Genomic DNA, 15,677 nt, shown 5'->3' on the forward strand with positions numbered 1-15,677 from the left:
GACCGTCAGACCGTAAAGCTCTCGCCGCAGCCGCACGCGCCCTTGGCGTTGGGGTTCTCGAATACGAAACCCGCTGCGAAATCATCCTCTACCCAGTCCATGGTGCTGCCGATCAGATAGAGCACCGATGCGCCGTCGATGTAAAACACGCCGCCGGGCGTTTCGATCTTCTCGTCGAATTTCTGCTCTTCGGTCACATAGTCGACCGAATAGGCAAGGCCTGAACAGCCGCGCCGCGGCGTCGACAGCCTGACCCCGATCGCGCCGTCGGGCGCGGCCGCCATCAGCTTTGCGATGCGCGCTTCGGCGCCGGGCGTCAGCGTGACGGCGGCGGGGCGGGCTGTCCGCGTCTTCTCGGGTGTCTTGGCTTCAGTCATCACAGCATTCCCAATTCGAGCCGCGCCTCGTCGCTCATATTGGCGGGCGACCAGGGCGGATCCCAGACAAGGTTCACTTCAGCATCGCCGACGCCGGGCACCGCGCCGACGCGCAACTCGACCTCGCCAGGCATCGATTCGGCGACGGGGCAGTGCGGGGTGGTCAACGTCATGGTGACGACGACATGGCCTTCGTCGATCTCGACATTGTAGATCAGGCCAAGGTCATAGATATTCACCGGAATTTCCGGATCGTAAATATCCTTGAGCGCCGCGACGACGGCTTCGTACAGGTCGCCGCCGACGCCGTGCGGATCGACCGCGGCGGGCTTGGCGGCCAGAAAGCCCTCCAGATAATCGCGCTTGCGCTCCAGCTTCTCGGGCGCGGTTTCGGCATCCTCGACGCGCGCCTTGGGCGGCGGCGCGACGCTTTCCACTTCCTCGATCCTGATGCTGTTTTCTTCGCTCATCCGAAAATCCTCTCGACGCGCGCCAATCCTTCGACCAGCGCCGTCACATCGTCTGCATTGCTGTAGAGCCCGAAGCTCGCGCGGGCGGTCGCCGGTACGCCCAGATGCGCCATCAGCGGCTGCGCGCAATGATGCCCGGCGCGGATCGCGACCCCGCTTTCGTCCAAGATAGTGCCGATGTCGTGCGGATGAACCCCCGCCATCGCGAAACTGACGATCCCGGCGCTGCTGTCGGGGCCGAACAGCGTGATACTGTTCTTGCGGGCGAGCTGCTCGCGCAAACTGCCGACCAGCGCACATTCATGCGCGTGGATCGCCTCGACACCGATCGCTTCGACATAATCCACCGCCGCCGCGAGCCCCAGTGCCTCGACAATCGCGGGCGTGCCGGCTTCGAAACGCGTCGGGGCGGGTGCGTAGGTCGTCCTTTCGAACGTGACCCGGTCGATCATCGACCCGCCACCCTGCCAGGGCGGCAGCGCGTCGAGCTTGTTGCTCCACAGCACGCCGATGCCGGTCGGTCCGTAAAGCTTGTGCCCCGAGAAGGCATAATAGTCGCAGCCGAGCGCCGCGACATCGACAGGCAGGCGCGGCACGGCCTGGCACCCATCGATCAGCAGTTCGGCACCGAAGCGATGCGCAAGATCCGCGGCGCGCGCGGCGTCGAGCGGGCTGCCGAGCACGTTCGATACATGGGCAAAGGCGACCATAGTGTGATCGGGGGTCAGCAGCTTTTCGGCGGCGTCCAAGTCGATGCAGCCGTCGGCGGTCAGCGGGCAGACATCGACCTGCCAGCCCGCGAGCTGCCAGGGCACGATATTGCTGTGATGCTCGAGCGTGGAGAGCAGCACGCGCCCCTTCTTAGGGTGCGAATAAGCGACCAGATTGATCGCCTCGGTCGCGCCGCGCACGAAGGCGATCTGATCCTCCTTCGCGCCGATGAACCCTGCGATCCGCCGCCGTGCCGCCTCATAGGCGAGCGTCATGTCGGCCGAGCGCGCATAGACGCCGCGGTGCACGGTCGCATAATCGCGGCCCATCGCGTTTACCGTCGCGTCGATCACCGCCTGCGGCTTTTGCGCGGTCGCGGCGGTGTCGAGATAGTGCCAGCCGGGCGTCAGGCCGGGAAACTGATTTCTAATCCCGTTCGTGTCGAGCGAAGTCGAGACACCCTGAGGGCGCGCATGACCGATGGGCATCTCGACTTCGCTCGATGCGAACGGGGAGGAGGGATTGCTCACACCAATTCCCCCAATTTCGTGAGCGCGAGCGCTTGCAGCTTTTCCTCATCCTCGGCGCCGTCGAAAACGCCAGCCACGAAAGCCTGCAGCAAGATCTTCTTCGCCTCGGCCGGGGGCAGTCCGCGCGACTGGAGATAATAGAGGCTCATCGCGTCGAGTTCGCCGATCGCACAGCCGTGCGCACATTTGACGTCGTCGGCGAAGATTTCGAGTTCGGGCTTGGCATTGGCGGTTGCGCTGCGCTCGAGCAGCATCGCCTTCACATCCTGTTCGCTGTCGGTCTGCTGCGCGTCGCGCGCGACGGCAACCTTTCCGAGATAGGTGCCCGTCGCGGTACCGCCGAGGACCGAACGCACCATTTGCCGCGACGTCGCGCCGGGTTGGGCGTGGGTGACGGTAGTGACGATCTCGAGCGTCTGTGCACCCCCGCCGATCTGCGCCGCGCCGAGATTGAAGTCGGCGCCCTCGTGCAACGTCACCGCGAGTTCGATACGCCCATAGGCGCCGCCAATGTTGAGCACATGCAGCGACGCTGTCGCGCCCTTGCCGACGCTCATCTCGATCTGATGGATCGCGCCTGCATCCTGCACGATCGCACGCTTGAAGTCGCCGCCCGCGGGCACCATGATGCTTTCGGGCGCGGGCAACGGCCACGCCTCGGTCACCGCGTCGATGTCGCTGTAGCGCCACGCTTCGTCGCGCCGGGTGGGAAGGGCGGTGGTCGTCACTCGGCGACCTCCCACACTTCATCACCCCGGACTTGATCCGGGGTCCACGCGGTCATGGATGCCGGATCAAGTCCGGCATGACGAAGAAAGGAAAGGGGCGTATGGATGCTCACGCCGCGATCTCCGCATAGCCTTCGCGTTCGAGCTCAAGCGCGAGTTCGGGCCCGCCCGATTTGACGATTCGGCCGCCGGCGAGGACGTGGACGAAATCGGGCCGCACATAGTCGAGCAGGCGCTGATAATGGGTGATCAGCAGCACCGCCTTGTCGGGGCGCCGCATGATCGCGTTGATCCCGTCGCCGACGATGCGCAGCGCGTCGATGTCGAGGCCGCTGTCGGTCTCGTCGAGGATCGCGAGCTTGGGGTCGAGGATGCCCATCTGCACCATCTCGTTGCGCTTCTTCTCGCCGCCCGAAAAGCCGACGTTCACGGGGCGCTTGAGCATGTCCATGTCCATCTTGAGCAGCCCTGCCTTCTCGCGCGCCAGCTTCAGGAAATCGCCGCCCGACAGCGGTTCCTCGCCACGCGCCTTGCGCTGGGCGTTCAGGCTTTCGCGCAGGAACTGGACGTTCGACACGCCGGGGATTTCGACAGGATACTGGAAGCCAAGGAACAGGCCAGCGGCGGCGCGCTCGTGCGGGTCCATATCGAGCAGATCCTGTCCGTCGAAGGTCGCCGAACCCTCGGTGACTTCATACCCCGGCCGCCCGCCGAGGACATAGGAGAGCGTCGACTTGCCCGCGCCATTAGGCCCCATGATCGCATGGATCTCGCCCGCATTGATGGCGAGCGACAGGCCTTTCAGGATCGGCTTGTCCGCGACGGTGGCGTGGAGGTTATCAATATTGAGCATCGGTTTCTCTAAGTTTTGGAGAGTGTGTTGCCAGCCGGAATAGCCCGAAAGCGAACAACGGAAGGCCATAGACTCTAAAAAGGGCGCCAAGATGCACAGTCCCATCGACCATTCCAGTCCACGGGATGCCGTCGCCGAGAACGGACATTAACCAAAGGCCGAAAAGCCAATAGCCGAGCACGATTAGAATGGCGACAGCCAGAAGATAGCGCCACCAACTCACCCCACGCTCCCCTCAAGGCTGATTCCGAGCAGTTTCTGCGCTTCGACGGCAAATTCCATCGGCAGTTGCTGCAGCACTTCCTTGGCGAAGCCGTTGACGATCAGCGCCACGGCTTCTTCCTGCCCCAGTCCGCGCTGCATCGCGTAGAAGAGTTGGTCGTCGCTGATCTTGCTCGTCGTCGCTTCATGCTCGACGGTCGCGGTCGGGTTGCGGACTTCGATATAGGGGACGGTGTGCGCGCCGCACTGGTCGCCCAGCAGCAGGCTGTCGCACTGGGTGAAGTTGCGCACCCCTTCGGCATTGGGCGCGACGCGGACGAGGCCGCGATAGGTGTTGTTCGACTTGCCCGCGCTGATCCCCTTCGAAACGATGGTCGAGCGCGTGCGCTTGCCATTGTGGATCATCTTGGTGCCGGTGTCGGCCTGCTGGAAATTGTTCGTGACCGCCACCGAGTAAAATTCGCCGACGCTGTCGTCGCCGTTGAGCACGCAGCTCGGATATTTCCACGTGATCGCGCTGCCGGTTTCGACCTGCGTCCACGACACCTTGCTGCGCTTGCCTTGGCACAGCGCGCGCTTGGTGACGAAATTATAGATGCCGCCCAGCCCCTCGGCATTGCCGGGGTACCAGTTCTGCACCGTCGAATACTTGATCTCGGCATCGTCGAGCGCGACCAGTTCGACCACCGCGGCGTGGAGCTGGTTCTCGTCGCGCATCGGCGCGGTGCAGCCTTCGAGATAGGAGACGTACGCGCCCTTGTCGGCGACGATCAGGGTGCGTTCGAACTGCCCTGTATTCTCGGCATTGATGCGGAAATAGGTGCTGAGCTCCATCGGGCAGCGCACGCCCTCGGGAACGTAGACGAACGTCCCGTCCGAGAAGACCGCGCAATTGAGCGTCGCAAAATAATTGTCGTGCATCGGCACGACCTTGCCGAGCCACTTCTTCACCAGCTCGGGATATTCGCGGATGGCTTCGCTGATCGACAGGAAGATCACGCCCGCGCGCTTCAATTCCTCGCGGAAGGTCGTCGCGACGCTGACGCTGTCGAACACCGCATCGACCGCGACCTTGCGCGCGCCCTCGACGCCCGCGAGCACCTTCTGCTCCTCGATCGGGATGCCGAGCTTCTTGTAGACCTCGAGAATCTCGGGATCGACCTCATCGAGGCTCGCGAGCTTCGGTTTCGCCTTCGGCGCTGCATAATAGTACGCGTCTTGATAGTCGATCGGCGGCACGTTGAGTTTCGCCCAGTCGGGCGTCTCCATCGTCTGCCAGTGGCGAAACGCCTTCAGCCGCCAGTCGAGCATCCATTCGGGCTCGTTCTTCTTGGCGCTGATGAAACGTACCGTATCCTCGGTGAGCCCCTTGGGCGCGAAGTCGGTCTCGATCGCCGAGGACCAGCCATGCTCATAGTCGGCAACGCGCAGCGCGGCGTCGCGGGCTGCCTGATCCTTGACGGGGGTTTCGCTGTTATCGGTCATAATCTTATCTCGTCGCTCCCGCGAAGGCGGGAGCCGTTGGAGGGGGCAATCCGGCGCTGCCGCCCGGACGTCCAGCGCCCGGCGCGGGGGCACCGCTCAGGCTCGCGAGGCTGATCTGTGCCAGCGCGCCGCGCACGGCATTGTTGACGACGCCCCAATGCGGCTTGACGCGGCAATTGCCTTCGAGCGCGCAATCGTGGCGACCGTCCTCGACGCAGGTGGTGAGGGCGATCGGGCCTTCGACGGCTTCGATAATATCGGCGATGCTGATCGCCGCTGCGGGCCGCGCGAGGCGTACGCCGCCGCCAGTGCCCCGCGTCGACACCAGCAGGCCGGCGCGGGCGAGCCCGCTCACCAGCTTCTGCGCCGTCGGGCCGGGAATGCCCGTCTGTTCGGCCAGCATCGCCGCATGCAGCGGTACCGATCCGCACTGGCGCGCGGCGGCGCTCATCAGCACGACGGCATAATCGGCAAGGTTGGACAGGCGCATGGCTCTTTCCGGCGGAACTGCGAACGATTCTTAATTGGAGTAATTCGTTCCAATTAGATAGTCGCTGAGCGCCCTAGGCGCAAGGTCGCGGACCGGCAATAAAAAAAGGCACCCATCCAGCCGGAGCCGAATGAGTGCCGAGATGAAGGTCTCAGTCCTCGTCAAAGGAAGAGCTCTTCTGGGTCGCAGGTTCCGGATAGGTCGCGGGCCTGATTCGCGATTGTATCAAAACGCCAAATCGTCGCTCGGCGCCGAAAAAGACCGTCCCGTCGTGGGGCAGGGCGAATGGACTCAGGTTTCGGAAACGATCGGGCTGACCTTGCCCGCAAGCTGTTTGCGGCCCTTCGTCGTCGCCTCGGTATAAAGCGTGGGCTTGCCGAGCTGTCCCGGGGTTGCCCCGGCAAAGCGCTTGATCTCGCGGATCAGGTGCGACTGGTCGTAAAAGGCGTCGCCAAGCTGCGCCTGGTCGAGTGTCTCGCCGCGCGCCAGTGCCGCCGCGGCGCGCACGGCGCGATATTTGCGCGCCAGCATGCGCGGCGACAGGCCGTAATAATGTTTGGTCATCCGCTCGACCGAGCGGATCGACATGCCGGTTGCTTCGACCAGGTCATGCACCTGCGGCGACGCCGATCGCGTCAGCCATTCATCGACGGTGCGGATGAACCACATCGCGGGCGCCTCGGTCTGTTTCAGCACCGCGCGGACGAAATTATTACCGATAATCAGCCGCTCTTCGTCGTTCGCGGCGCCCAGTATCGCGTCGGCGACCTCGTTGATCCAGTCGCCGAACAGATCGGCCGCGTCGATCGCGCGGTCGGTCAGTTTCTCGCCATGGCTGCCCATCAGCGCGGCCCAGCCGGCGGGCAGCATGCCGAAGCCAAAGATGCGCGTCGGGCGGTTGCTGATCGCGCGGACGCGCCCGCTCGTCGGCCCGACGATATTGGCGCGCCGTACCGTGCTGCTGTGCCCGTCCGAAAAGACATATTCGCCGTCGGCGACGGTGATGAAGCGAAACTGCGGGCGGTCGGCGCGCTCATATTCGTCGAAGCGCGGCATGTTGATGCGCGCACAGTAAAAGCTCGACACCATGTCCGCCAGATCGGGATCGGGCGGAAAATAGTGCAGCTCGAACGGCTGCTCGCCGCTCATCTGCCCGGATGAGGCTGACGTATCCGACATGACGAGACCGACCCTTCGGTGGCTTTGTTGCCGCCTTTTGCTTCCCCGCCATAATTTCAGAACGCCCGGCTGCGTCAAGGCGCAATTTTGATTCGCACTATCAACGGCTGGCGGCGATCCAGGCATCGACGCGGCGCTCAAGGATGTCGAGCGGCACCGGCCCCGATTTGAGCACCACGTCATGGAAGTCGCGATAGTCGAAACGGTCGCCGAGCGCCGCCTGCGCGCGCGTCCTGAGTTCCATGATCTTGAGCTTGCCGATCAGATAGGCGGTCGCCTGCCCCGGATAGACGATATAGCGTTCGATCGCCTTTTCGATGTCGCCGTCGGGGTTGGGCGTATTGTCCTTGAGATACTGGATCGCCTGCTCGCGGCTCCAGCGCTTGTCGTGAATGCCGGTGTCGACGACGAGGCGGCACGCGCGCCACAATTCCATGCCGAGCCGCCCGAAGTCACTGTAGGGGTCGGTGTAAAAGCCCATGTCCTTGGCGAGTTCCTCCGAATAGAGGCCCCAGCCCTCGGTATAGGCGGTGAAGCCGCCGAAACGGCGGAAGGGCGGCAGGCCGGTCAGTTCGGTCTGCACCGCGCGCTGCAGGTGGTGTCCCGGAATACCCTCATGATAGGCGAGCGCCTCGAGCTCGGTCTTCGACATGTCGCGCAGGTCATAGAGGTTCACATAATAGGTGCCGGGCCGCGATCCGTCGGGCGAGGGCGACTGGTAAAAGGCTTTGCCCGCCGACTTTTCGCGGAACGCTTCGACCGCTTTCACCTGCAGGTGCGCCTTGGGCAGCGTATGGAAGAAGGCGGGCAGCCGCGCCTCCATCGCCTTCACCTTGGCATCGACATCGGCCAGATAATCCTCGCGGGTCGTATAATAATATTGCGGGCTGGTGCGCAGATGCTCGAAAAACTCGCGCAAAGTCCCTTTGAAGCCCACCTGCGCCATGATCTTCTTCATCTCGCCGTGGATACGCGCGACTTCGGAGAGGCCTAGCGCGTGGATCTGCGCCGCGCTCATGTCGGTGGTCGTGTAATTGGCGAGCAGCGCTGCATAATAGGCTTTGCCGTCGGGCAGGCGCCAGATGCCGTCCTGCGTCGGCGCGACCGCCTGCTGGCGCTTCATTTCGGCGAGCAGCCGGCCATAGGCGGGGCCCGCGCTTTCGGCCCATGCCGCCTTCGCGGCATCGGTCAGCCGTGTCTTTTCGCCGGCGTCGATGTCGAGCTTGCCGACCTTTGCGCCGATATCCTCGATCACCGCATTGTCCGGCTTCATCAGATTTTCGATGTCGCTGATGACATAGGCATAGACCCACTTGGGCGGCTGGACGCCCTTTTTGGCGCGCCGCGCCGATTCGGCCGACAGCGCGTCGAGCACCGGACCCATGCCGCGAATGCGCTCCACATAGGCTTCGGCTTCGGCAACATTGGCAACGCGGTGGATATTGATCAGAAAGGCGGGCATCTGGCTCTGCGCGCCGTTCATCTGGTCGAAGATATATTCATCGTCGCGGAACGGGAACAGCCGCTCTGCGCGCGCCGCCTGCGCGTTGAACAGCTCGAAGGACAGCGCCTCCTCCGGCGACAGTTTCGCGGGGTCGAAGCTCGCGCGCATCGCGGCGGCGGTCGCCTGTTGCAGTGTGTGGCTGGCAACCTCGGCATCGTCGCTCGGGTCGTTCCACTTGCCGTAATCGGCGTCGCGGATGCCGCGATAGGCCTTGCCTTGCGGGCTCAGCGACAGTTGCGCCTCGTCATAATTGTCGAAGAATTGCGCGAGGTCGGCGCCGGCCGGTGCGCTCGCCGCGGGCGATTGCGGTGCGGTCGCCACGGTCGCCGGCGTGCAGCCCGCTGTTGCCAGCAGCACAAGCGCGGTGGACAGGATCGCTGTGGACGGGCGGGCGGCGAAACGGCGATGCGACACAAATGTCTCCCTCTGTTGGCCGGCTGACTGAGGGTCCGGCAAGGCCCCTCATTTTGCAACGATTTCCGGCTGATCGGCAGGGGGCTTGCCATAGCCGCCGCCCCGGCGCAATGGCGGGGGCATGTCGCTTTTTGCCTCCGCCGCCGATGCCGCCTACGGCCTTGTCCGCCCCGTCGTTCACGCGACCGATGGCGAGGCGGCGCATAATCTGACGCTCGCCGCGTTGCAGCCCTTGCCGCGCGCACGCCGCGCGCTGACCAGCCCCGTGCTGGCGACCGAACTGGCGGGGCTGCACTTCCCGAATCCGGTGGGCCTCGCCCCCGGCTTCGACAAGGATGCGCGCGTGGCGCATGCGATGCCCCATTTCGGTTTCGGCTTTGTCGAGGTCGGGACGCTCACCCCGTTGCCGCAGGACGGCAATCCGCGCCCGCGACTGTTCCGGCTGGTCGAGGACCGCGCGGTGGTCAACCGCATGGGCTTCAACAACGGCGGACAGGCAAAGGCGGCCGACCGCATCGCCTGCCTGCGCCGCTACGGCCTGCCGGTGCCGCTCGGCATCAATATCGGCGCGAACAAGGACAGCGCCGACCGTATCGCCGACTATGCGAAGGGCACGGCGGCCATGGCGCCGCTCGCCGACTATCTGACCGTCAATATTTCTTCACCCAACACGCCGGGCCTGCGTGCCTTGCAGGATCGCGGCGCGCTCGAGGCGCTGCTCGACGGCGTCGCGGCGGCGCAGCCCGCGGGAGCGGCCAAGCCCGTCTTCCTGAAGGTTGCGCCCGATCTCGAACCCGCCGACATCGACGATATCGTCGCGGTGGCGATCGACAAGCGCCTCGCCGCGATCATCGTGTCGAACACCACGATCACGCGCCCGCCGCTCGCCTCGCGCCACGCGGACGAAGCGGGGGGGCTATCGGGCGCGCCGCTTCACGATCTTGCGCTGCAGCGCCTGCGCGACTTTCGCCGGGCAAGCGGCGGAACAGTGCCGCTGATCGGCGTCGGCGGTATCGCCAATGCCGATCAGGCCTGGGCGCGCATCCGCGCAGGCGCCAGCCTGATCCAGATCTATTCGGCGATGGTGTTCGAAGGGCCGGGGCTGGCCGCACGCATCGCGCACGGCCTCGAAGCTCGCGCCGCGCGCGACGGCTTTGCGCGGGTCAGCGACGCGGTGGGCGCCGACGCCTGACGCGCTCGCGCCGACGGGCGAGGGGAGACGGGCGGGGGGAACAGGGCTTGCACTCGACAGACCCCCGCGCCAATGTCGCGCCCATGCTTAAACGACTCTTTGCTGTCTTCAGCCTCTTCGTCCTTGCCGTTCCGTCGCTTGCCGCGGCGCAGGGCGTCACCTCGTCGGCCGACCCGCGCGCGACCGAGGCGGGGCGAGAGATATTGCATCAGGGCGGATCGGCGGCTGACGCCGCGATTGCCATGGTCGCGGTGCTCACCCTCGTCGAACCGCAATCGAGCGGCATCGGCGGCGGCGGCTTCATGGTCTATCACAATGCCAAGGACGACAGCATCTCGACCATCGACGGCCGCGAAAAGGCGCCGGCGGCGGCGAAGGGCGACCGCTTCCTCGGCCCCGACGGCAAGCCGCGCGGCTTCATGGACGTCGTGCCGGGCGGCTTGTCGGTCGGCGTTCCGGGCAATGTCCGCCTGATGGAAATGGCGCACAAGAAATGGGGCAAGCTCGAATGGAAGGCGCTGTTCCAGCCCGCGATCAAACTGGCCGAGGACGGGTATAAGGTCACGCCCGCGCTCTACACCTGGCTCGAGCAATTCCAGCCGGTGTGGAAGGATTTCCCGGCCGCCCGCGCCATCTATTATGTCGACGGCAAACCCGCGCCCGTCGGCACCGTGATCCGGAACCCCGCCTATGCCGCCATCCTGCGCGACATTGCGGCGCGCGGCCCCGAAGCCTTTTATGCGGGCGCCAATGCCAAGGCGATCAGCGACGCGGTGGCCAAGGCGCCGCGCAATCAGGCGCAGCTCACGCTCAAGGATCTCGCCGCCTATCAGGCGAAGGAACGCCCGGCGGTCTGCACCACCTATCGCATCTACAAAGTGTGCGGCATGGGGCCGCCCTCGTCGGGCGCGACGACCGTCTTCGGCATCCTCGGCATGCTCGAGGGTTATGACATGAAGGCGATGGGCAAAGATAATCCGATGAGCTGGCACCTGCTGGCCGAAGCGATGCAACTCGCCTATGCCGACCGCGCGGCCTATCTCGGCGACGCCGATTTCGTCGATGTGCCGGTGAAAGGCCTGCTCGACAAAGGCTATCTGGCCGAACGCCGCCAGCTCATCTCGCCCTATGGCGCCGCTGGCCATTATGAACCCGGCACGCCGCCGGGCGCGAAGCCGCGCGCTGCCGCGCCGCCGATTCCCGAACATGGCACGACGCATTTCGTCGTCGCCGACAAGGACGGCAATGTCGTCTCGATGACCTCGACCGTCGAAAGCATCTTCGGCAGCCAGCTCATCGCCAACGGCTATTTCCTCAACAATGAACTCACCGATTTCGACTTCGTGCCGGTCAAGGACGGGCAGCCGACCGCCAACCGCGTCGAAGCGGGCAAGCGGCCGCTTTCCTCGATGTCGCCGACGATCGTCTATGGGCCCGACGGCAAGGTGATCCTCGCGGTCGGCTCGGCGGGCGGCAAGCGGATCATCATGCATGTGACCAAGACGCTGATCGGCGTCCTCGACTGGGGCCTCAGCGCGCAGGACGCGATGGAACTGCCCAATATCTTCTTCGGCCAGCAGGGCGTGCTGATCGAGAATGACGATCTCGGCAAGGCGATCGCGGCGAAGATGAAGCCCTTCGGCTACAGCTTCACGCCGACCGATCTGGGCTCGAAGCTCAACGCGATCGAACGCGTCGGCGATGGCTGGCGCGGCGCCGCCGACCCGCGCGGGCCCGGCACCTCGTCGGTCGATGGCGCCCCGGCCCAGAACTGACCCGGAAGGGGGCTTCAACCGGAACGCCGTTCACCCTAAGAACGACCCAACGACAATAACCTCCCGAGGAGAGCGAGAGGCATGAAGCTGGACAACCCGCATCTCGACCATTTTCCCAGTCTGGTCGCGATGTTTTTCGACCGTGCCGAACGGGGCGGCGAAAGCCCCTTTCTCTGGCACAAGGCCGATCGCGCGTGGCAACCGCTGAGCTGGCGGCAGGTTGCGAACCAGGTCGCCGCGCTCGCGCATAATCTGCGCGCGCTGGGGCTGAAGGAGGGCGACCGCGTCGTCCTCGTCAGCGAAAACCGGCCCGAATTCTGCATCGCCGATCTCGCCATCATGGCGGCGGGGTGCATCACCGTGCCGACCTACACCACGAACACCGAACGCGATCACCAGCATATCCTCGACAACAGCGGCGCGCGCGCCGTCATCGTCTCGACCGCAAAGCTCGCGCGCACCCTGATGCCCGCGGTAATGCGGTCCGACGCGCATATCGTCATCAGCATGGAAAGCCTGCGCGTCGGCCAGCAGGGCGAGGTGGCGGTCCACGACTGGGCGCCGCTGGTCGAAGGCGGCGAGGCGCATCTGGCGGACGCGAAGGCGCGCGGGCTCGCGATGACGCGCGATGATACCGCCTGCCTTATCTACACCAGCGGCACCGGCGGCGCGCCGCGCGGAGTGATGCAGCATCATGGCGCGATCCTGCACAATGCGGCGGGCGCGGCCGAGGTGCTGGTCAATGATTTCGGAATCGGCGACGAAGAGGTGTTCCTCTCCTTCCTGCCCCTGAGCCATGCCTATGAGCATTCGGGCGGGCAGTTCCTGCCGATCATGGTCGGCGCGCAAATCTATTACAGCGAGGGCCTCGAAAAGCTCGTCTCGAACATCGAGGAAACGAAGCCGACGATCATGGTCGTCGTCCCGCGGCTGTTCGAAGTGATCCGCGCCCGGATGATCAAGTCGGTCGAAAAGCAGGGCAAGCTTGCGAACTGGATGCTCAGCCAGGCGCTGCGCGTCGGCGAAAAGGATTATGAGCGCCGCCTCGGCGTGCTCGACCGCCCGGTCGACCTCATCCTCAACAAGCTGTTCCGCCCCAAGATCCAGCAGCGCTTCGGCGGCCGGATGAAAGCGCTCGTTTCGGGCGGTGCGCCGCTCAACCCCGAAATCGGCGTTTTCTTCCACTCGATCGGCCTGACGCTGCTTCAGGGCTATGGGCAGACCGAGGCGGGGCCGGTGATCAGCTGCAACCGTCCCTCGGTCGGCCTCAAGATGGACACCGTCGGCCCGCCACTGATGAACACCGAAGTGCGGATCGCCGACGACGGGGAAATCTGCGTCCGCGGCGAACTCGTCATGAAGGGCTATTGGCGCAACAAGGAGGAAACGGCACGCGTCCTCGTTCCCGATCCGGCCGAACCCGACAAGGGGCCATGGCTCCATACCGGCGACATCGGCCATATCGACGATCAGGGCCGCATCGTCATCACCGATCGCAAGAAGGATCTGATCGTCAACGACAAGGGCGACAATGTCTCGCCGCAGCGGGTCGAAGGGATGCTGACGCTCCAGCCCGAAATCCTGCAGGCGATGGTCTATGGCGACAAGCGCCCGCACCTCGTCGGCATATTGGTGCCCGATCCCGAATGGATGGCCGAATGGGCCGAGGTCGAAGGGCTGCCCAAGGATCTGAAACTGCTGCGCGAGCATGAAAAATTCCGCACCGCGATCCGCGAGGCGGTCGACCGCGTCAACGGCCAGCTTTCGGTGATCGAGAAAGTACGCAAGTTCGACTTTGCCGACGAACCCTTCACGATCGAGAATGAACAGATGACCCCGTCGATGAAGATCCGCCGCCACATCCTGCGCAAGGTCTATGAGGACAAGATCGCGGCGCTCTACAAGGGGTAGGTTCGCGTCAGGATACAGGCGGGGGCGCGACCCGAAAAGCTCGGCGCAAACCGGAACCCCGCCTGTGACCGAACCTTTGGTTCAGCCGCCGTCCCCCGCCGGTTTGCGATAGGGGACGAATTCGCCAAAAACGCATGTCGGACCGCGAATGCCGCTGCTGCGATCAACCAGGTAAAAGAAGTCGCCTTCGCAGGTCGACGATCCGAACTGGCGCACGACCATGATATCGCTGTCGCGCGCGAGGCCGGGGCAACTGCCCTTCAGCGTGTTGCGGTAAACCAGATTGCGCCCCGATCGATAGAGCAGGATGTCGTCCGACACGCGAATGGTGTCCGACGTCCGGTAATTGGGCAGGCATCTAACCGGGGTGCCGGGCGTCTTGCCCGCGAGCTGCTTGTCGAGCGTCGCCGCCTGCTTGGGCGTCAGCGCTGCGGCACCGGGGGTGCCGCTTCCCGACGGCGCACAGCCGGCAAGCGAGGCGGCGGCGCCGATCAGTACGGTGCAAAGGGCAAAACGGGGCATGGTCATCATAGGGATCCTGACGGGCGTTGTTTGGCGGACGGACGCTGAACGAGGGCTGAAGCAACCCATGTCAGGCCGCGTCCTTCAGCGCGCGGATGCGGCCGAGTTCCGCTGCGCTGGGCGCGCGCAGAAAGGGGTTGGTCGCGCGCTCGTCGCCGATCGTCGTCGGCACCGTCGCCATGCCTTGCGCGCGCGCCGTTTCGACCGCGCTCAGGCGCTCTGCCAGTGCGCGGTTGTCGGGATCGACCGTCACCGCGAAGCGCGCGTTCGACAGCGTATATTCGTGCGCGCAATAAACGCGCGTCGTATCGTCGAGGGTGGCGAGGCGCTGCATGTTCGCGAACATCTGGTCGGCGGTGCCTTCGAACAGGCGCCCGCATCCCATCGCGAACAATGTGTCGCCGACGAAGATCACGCCGTCCCCGGCAAAATGATAGGCGATATGCCCGGCGGTGTGCGCGGGGACCGCCCAGACGTCGGCGACATGCGCGCCGAGCAGGACCCGGTCGCCGTCGGCGACGAGGCGGTCGGCGGTCGGAATGCGCTCGCGCTCGGCCGCCGGCGCGATGATCTCGCATCCGGTCTTTGCCTTGATGTCGGCGTTGCCGCCCGTATGGTCAGGGTGCCAGTGGGTGTTCCAGATCGCGGTGATCGGCCAGCCGCGCGCGTCCGCCTCGGCCAGCACCGGCTCCGCCACGGCGGGGTCGACGACCATCGTTTCGAAGCTCGCCGGATCGTGGACCAGCCAGACATAATTGTCGTTGAGGACGGGGATGCGGACGATTTCCAGCGCGCTCACGCTCTTCTCCTATGTCTCGCCGGCCTCATGCCTTCCAAGACGGACACGCGCGCGCGCCGCCTTGGTTGCACGATCTACCAGCTTCCCGTGTTGGGCATCGAGGCCCAGGGTTCGGCAGGTTCCAGATGGCCGTCCTGCAACAGCTCGACCGAAATGCCGTCGGGCGATCGCACGAAGGCCATATGGCCGTCGCGCGGCGGACGGTTGATCGTCACGCCGGCGTCCATCAGGCGCTGGCAGGTTTCGTAAATATTGTCGACGCGATAGGCGAGATGCCCGAAGTTGCGCCCACCCGAATAGCTTTCGGGGGCGCTGCCATCCTCGGGCGGCCAATTATAGGTCAGTTCGACCTCGGCAATGCCGGCCTGTCCCGGCGGGGCCAGAAAGATCAGCGTGAAGCGGCCCGCTTCGCTGTCGAAGCGGCGGACTTCCTCAAGCCCGATCAGCTTGAAGAAGTCGATGGTGGCGTCGGGATCCGAAACGCGGATCATCGTGTGGAGATATTTGGTCATGCC

15 protein-coding genes are annotated in these 15,677 nt (G+C 64.8%); 3 read left to right on the forward strand and 12 right to left on the reverse strand.

Annotated features, from left to right (window positions below; all coding sequences use genetic code 11):
* Nucleotides 1-5 precede the first annotated feature (5 nt).
* The 9 genes from AOA14_RS12375 to AOA14_RS12415 form a co-directional block, all read right to left on the reverse strand.
* Nucleotides 6-377 (reverse strand): HesB/IscA family protein, encoded by a 372-nt coding sequence (locus tag AOA14_RS12375; protein ID WP_058812758.1) that lies wholly within the window; start codon nt 375-377, stop codon nt 6-8.
* A complete protein-coding gene (locus tag AOA14_RS12380) occupies nt 377-847 on the reverse strand; it encodes an SUF system Fe-S cluster assembly protein (protein ID WP_062902032.1) in 471 nt (156 codons plus the stop codon). Before AOA14_RS12380 ends, AOA14_RS12375 begins: the two co-directional genes overlap by 1 nt.
* Nucleotides 844-2,046 (reverse strand): aminotransferase class V-fold PLP-dependent enzyme, encoded by a 1,203-nt coding sequence (locus AOA14_RS12385; protein WP_202988485.1) that lies wholly within the window; start codon nt 2,044-2,046, stop codon nt 844-846. Before AOA14_RS12385 ends, AOA14_RS12380 begins: the two co-directional genes overlap by 4 nt.
* Nucleotides 2,047-2,084: 38 nt before the next feature.
* The gene (locus AOA14_RS12390) at nt 2,085-2,816 is read right to left on the reverse strand and encodes a SufD family Fe-S cluster assembly protein (protein WP_062902033.1); all 732 of its coding nucleotides are present in this window, start codon (nt 2,814-2,816) and stop codon (nt 2,085-2,087) included.
* 109 nt (nt 2,817-2,925) lie between these two features.
* Nucleotides 2,926-3,669, reverse strand: a complete 744-nt coding sequence (gene sufC, locus AOA14_RS12395) for a Fe-S cluster assembly ATPase SufC (protein ID WP_062902034.1) — start codon at nt 3,667-3,669, stop codon at nt 2,926-2,928.
* Between the two features lie 219 nt (nt 3,670-3,888).
* A complete protein-coding gene (gene sufB / locus AOA14_RS12400; RefSeq protein WP_062902035.1) occupies nt 3,889-5,376 on the reverse strand; it encodes a Fe-S cluster assembly protein SufB in 1,488 nt (495 codons plus the stop codon).
* A 4-nt stretch (nt 5,377-5,380) separates the two neighbouring features.
* Nucleotides 5,381-5,866, reverse strand: coding sequence for an SUF system Fe-S cluster assembly regulator (locus tag AOA14_RS12405; RefSeq protein WP_062902036.1), 486 nt, complete (start codon nt 5,864-5,866; stop codon nt 5,381-5,383).
* A 291-nt stretch (nt 5,867-6,157) separates the two neighbouring features.
* Complete coding sequence (locus tag AOA14_RS12410) at nt 6,158-7,015, reverse strand: helix-turn-helix domain-containing protein (protein ID WP_003047907.1); 858 nt, start codon at nt 7,013-7,015, stop codon at nt 6,158-6,160.
* Between the two features lie 130 nt (nt 7,016-7,145).
* Nucleotides 7,146-8,963 (reverse strand): DUF885 domain-containing protein, encoded by a 1,818-nt coding sequence (locus AOA14_RS12415; protein ID WP_062902037.1) that lies wholly within the window; start codon nt 8,961-8,963, stop codon nt 7,146-7,148.
* A gap of 121 nt (nt 8,964-9,084) precedes the next feature.
* Here AOA14_RS12415 and AOA14_RS12420 point away from each other — a divergent pair, with 121 nt between their 5' ends.
* The 3 genes from AOA14_RS12420 to AOA14_RS12430 all read left to right on the forward strand — a co-directional run bounded on the left by AOA14_RS12420 (nt 9,085) and on the right by AOA14_RS12430 (nt 13,841).
* A complete protein-coding gene (locus AOA14_RS12420; protein ID WP_062902038.1) occupies nt 9,085-10,155 on the forward strand; it encodes a quinone-dependent dihydroorotate dehydrogenase in 1,071 nt (356 codons plus the stop codon).
* An 83-nt stretch (nt 10,156-10,238) separates the two neighbouring features.
* Nucleotides 10,239-11,930: a gamma-glutamyltransferase gene (gene ggt, locus AOA14_RS12425; protein ID WP_062902039.1), complete on the forward strand. Its 1,692-nt coding sequence runs from the start codon at nt 10,239-10,241 to the stop codon at nt 11,928-11,930.
* A gap of 81 nt (nt 11,931-12,011) precedes the next feature.
* Nucleotides 12,012-13,841: an AMP-dependent synthetase/ligase gene (locus AOA14_RS12430; protein WP_062902040.1), complete on the forward strand. Its 1,830-nt coding sequence runs from the start codon at nt 12,012-12,014 to the stop codon at nt 13,839-13,841.
* 81 nt (nt 13,842-13,922) lie between these two features.
* On the opposite strand, the gene AOA14_RS12435 is transcribed toward AOA14_RS12430, so the two are convergent.
* The 3 genes from AOA14_RS12435 to AOA14_RS12445 form a co-directional block, all read right to left on the reverse strand.
* Nucleotides 13,923-14,372 carry a hypothetical protein gene (locus AOA14_RS12435; protein ID WP_062902041.1) on the reverse strand — a complete coding sequence of 150 codons (450 nt, stop codon included), beginning with the start codon at nt 14,370-14,372 and terminating at the stop codon, nt 13,923-13,925.
* A 61-nt stretch (nt 14,373-14,433) separates the two neighbouring features.
* On the reverse strand, nt 14,434-15,162 hold the full coding sequence (gene gloB, locus AOA14_RS12440) for a hydroxyacylglutathione hydrolase (protein ID WP_062902042.1): 729 nt from the start codon (nt 15,160-15,162) through the stop codon (nt 14,434-14,436).
* Between the two features lie 74 nt (nt 15,163-15,236).
* A complete protein-coding gene (locus AOA14_RS12445) occupies nt 15,237-15,674 on the reverse strand; it encodes a VOC family protein (RefSeq protein ID WP_062902043.1) in 438 nt (145 codons plus the stop codon).
* Nucleotides 15,675-15,677: the final 3 nt, after the last annotated feature.

Source organism: Sphingopyxis terrae subsp. terrae NBRC 15098, assembly GCF_001610975.1.
Classification (GTDB): Bacteria; Pseudomonadota; Alphaproteobacteria; order Sphingomonadales; family Sphingomonadaceae; genus Sphingopyxis; species Sphingopyxis terrae_A.